The sequence below is a fragment of the Streptomyces sp. NPDC030820 genome, assembly GCF_055572075.1.
The window spans coordinates 1-3,699 of sequence record NZ_JBVIEB010000039.1; the positions used below are offsets into that span (position 1 = coordinate 1).

General features: G+C 72.2%; 1 protein-coding gene. It reads left to right on the forward strand.

Annotated elements, in window-relative coordinates; all coding sequences use genetic code 11:
• Positions 1 to 3,699, forward strand: a 3,699-nt coding sequence (locus ACZ418_RS42805) for an amino acid adenylation domain-containing protein (RefSeq protein ID WP_468374281.1), incomplete at both ends; no start/stop codon positions are given.

Below are 3,699 nucleotides of genomic sequence, written 5' to 3' on the forward strand. Positions count from 1 at the left end.
GCCTACGCCCACCAGGACGTGCCGTTCGAGCGGCTGGTGGACGAGTTCAGCTCCTCCCGCTCGCTGGCCCGCCACCCCCTCTTCCAGGTCATGCTCGGCGTCATGAACAGCCGGCCCACGCAGTGGGAGCTGCCCGGTGTGCGGGTGCGCGCGATGGAGCAGCACGGGCTGGAGACGGCGCGCTTCGACCTGTCGGTGAGCCTGGGCGAGCGCCGTGACGGCGACGGCGCCCCGGCCGGGATCGACGGCGGCATCCAGTACGCCACCGATCTCTTCGACGAGGCGACCGCACGGTCCCTGGCCGACCGCCTGGTGCGGGTGCTGGAACAGGTGGCCGCCGATCCGCAGCTGCGGGTGGGCCAGGTGGAGCTGCTGGACGACGCCGAGCGCACGGAGCTCCTGTCGGGCTGGAACGACACGGACCGGCCGTTGCCCGCGGGGACCGTGGGCGAGCTCTTCGCGGCTCGGGCGGCTCGTACTCCGGACGCACCGGCGTTGGTGGCCGGTGAGGTGGAGTGGTCGTACGCGGAGCTGGACGCCGCCGCGAACCGGGTGGCGCACGAGCTGATCGCGCTGGGTGCCGGTCCCGGTCGGCGGGTCGGTGTGGTGCTGGAGCGGTCGGCGGAGCTGATCGCGGTGCTGCTCGGCGTCGCCAAGTCCGGTGCGGCGTACGTCCCGGTGGACACCGGATACCCGGCCGAGCGGGCCGGGCTGATGCTCGCCGACACGGTGGCCGTGGTGGCCGACCGTACGGCGGACCGGACGGTGGACCGGGCGTTGGACGGTCGGGACGTGGTGCCCGTCGTGCCCGTCGAGCGGCTGCTGGCGGGTGCGGACGACAGCGCTCCGGACGTCCGTGCCGGCGGTGGGGATCTGGCGTATGTGATGTATACGTCGGGTTCGACGGGTGTGCCGAAGGGCGTGGCGGTGTCGCAGTCCGCTTTGGTGGCGCTGGCGCTGGATGGCTGCTGGGAGGCGGATGCGGGCAAGCGGGTGCTGATGCATGCCCCGCATGCCTTCGACGCCTCCACCTATGAGCTGTGGATGCCGCTGCTCAACGGCGCCACGGTGGTCGTGGCCCCGCCCGGGACCGTGGACGCGGAGTCGCTGGAGCGGCTGATCGAACGGCACCGGATCACGTCGGTGCACCTGACGGCGGGTCTGTTCGGTGTGCTGGCCGAGGAGTCGCCGCGGTGTCTGGCCGGTGTCTTTGAGGTGCTGACCGGCGGTGACGTGGTCCCGGTGGGTGCGGTGGCGCAGGTTCTGACGGCCAACCCCCATCTGGTGGTCCGGCATCTGTATGGTCCGACCGAGGTGACGTTGTGTGCGACCACGTACACGATCCCGGTCGGTGGTGAGGCGCCGCAGGTGCTGCCGATCGGTCGGCCGCGTGACAACACGCGGGTGTTCGTCCTGGACGAGTTCCTCCAGCCCGTTCCTGTCGGTGTGACCGGCGAACTGTACGTGGCCGGCGCCGGTCTGGCCCGTGGCTACGCGGACCGGCCCGCTCTGACCGCCGAACGCTTCGTGGCGTCGCCCTTCGCCGGGCCGGGTGCCCGCATGTACCGGACCGGTGACCTCGCCCGGTGGACCCCTCAGGGTGAGCTGGTCTTCGCCGGGCGTGCGGACGCGCAGGTGAAGATCCGTGGTTTCCGTGTCGAGCCCGCCGAGATCGAGACGGTGCTCACCGCGCACGAGTCGGTCGCCCAGGCTGTGGTGATCGCGCGCGAGGACCGGCCGGGGGAGAAGCGCCTGGTCGCCTACGTCGTCCCGGCCGCGCAGAACCGCGTCGGCACCGCCGTCCTCCGGGAGTACGCAGAGGCACTGCTGCCCGAGTACATGGTCCCCTCGGCTGTGGTGGTACTGGACACGCTCCCGGTCACCGAGAACGGCAAGCTCGACCGCGAGGCGCTGCCCGCCCCCGACTTCACGGGCGCCGCGGCCGGCCGCGGTCCCGTGACGGTGCTGGAAGAGGTGGTGTGCGGGCTCTTCGGCGAGGTGCTGGGCCTGGACTGGGTCGGGGCCGAGGACTCGTTCTTCGAGCTCGGCGGCGACTCACTCCTCGCGATGCGACTGCTCGCCCGTATCCGGGCCGTACTGGACGCCGAGATCAGCATCCGGGAGCTGTTCACCGCACCGACGGCGGCCGGGGTGGCCCAGCTGGTGGAGGGCGAGACGGCCGCGACGCGGGTGCCGTTGGCGGCGCGGCCGCGTCCCGAGGTGGTGCCGCTGTCGTTCGGGCAGCAGCGCATGTGGTTCCTCAACCGGCTCGAGGAGAGCGGCGCCGGCGCCGGATACAACCTGCCGCTGGTCCTCCGGTTGTCCGGCGAGGTCGACACGGCCGCCCTCGAGGCCGCCCTCGGTGATCTCGCCGACCGCCACGAGACCCTGCGCACTGTTTTCCCCGAGACCGCGGGCGTCCCCCGGCAGCACGTCCTGGAGGGCCCGGCCGCCCGGCCGACCCTGGCCGTCGACCGGGTCGCCGAGACGGACCTGGAGCGGGAAGTGGGCGCCTACGTAAGCCGCGGGTTCGACATGGCGCGCGACCTGCCGTGGCGGACCCGCCTGCTGGTGGTGTCCCCGACGGAGAGCGTGCTGGTCCTGGCGGTGCACCACATCGCCGTGGACGGCTGGTCCATGGGTGTCCTCACCCGTGATCTCGGGGTCGCCTATGAGGCGCGTCGTGCGGGCCACGCCCCGGACTGGGCTCCGCTGCCGGTGCAGTACGCGGACTACGCGCTGTGGCAACGCGAGGTGCTCGGCGAACTGGACGACCCGGAGAGTGTGATCAGTGGTCAGCTCGCTTACTGGCGGGGTGCCCTGGCGGGTCTGCCCGAGGAGTTGTCGCTGCCCAGCGACCGGCCGCGCCCGGCATCCGGGACCTTCCGCGGCGCCTCCGTACCCGTGCGGCTGGGCGCCCGGGAGCACGCACGGCTCGTGGAGCTCGCGCAGCGCCACGGCGCCACGATGTTCATGGTCGCGCAGGCAGCTCTGGCCTCCCTGCTCTCGCGCCTCGGTGCCGGCACCGACATCCCGCTGGGCACCGTGGTGGCCGGCCGCGGGGACGAGGCGCTGGACAGCCTCGCCGGGTTCTTCGTGAACACGCTGGTGCTGCGTACGAGCGTGGACGGCAATCCGACCTTCGCTGAACTGCTGCGTCGGGTGCGGGAGACGGACCTGGCGGTGTACGCGCATCAGGACGTGCCGTTCGAGCGGCTGGTGGAGGATCTGAGCCCGACCCGGTCCCTGACCCGGCACCCCCTCTTCCAGGTCTCGCTCGGCATGCAGAGCGTGCAGGAACCGCAGCCCCGGGCGCAGACGCACACCGACCCGTGGGGCCAGTCCGGTCTCCAGGTCAGTCCGGTCAAGCCGGCGGCCGAGAACGCGCGGTTCGACCTGTCGTTCTCGCTCACCGAGCACAGGAACGGCACCGGCGCTCCCGTCGGGATCGAGGGCCTCATCCAGTACGCGGTGGACCTGTTCGACGAGGAGACGGCCGAGGTGCTGGCGGGCCGTCTGGTGCGGGTGCTGGAGCAGGTCGCGGCCGACCCGGACACGCGGATCGGCGAGATCGACGTGCTCCACGAGGCCGAGCGCGGAAACCTGGTGTCCGGCTGGAACGACACGGACCGGCCGCTGCCTTCGGGCACCCTGGGCGAGCTCTTCGCGGTTCAGGTGGCTCGTGCTCCTGGTGCGCCG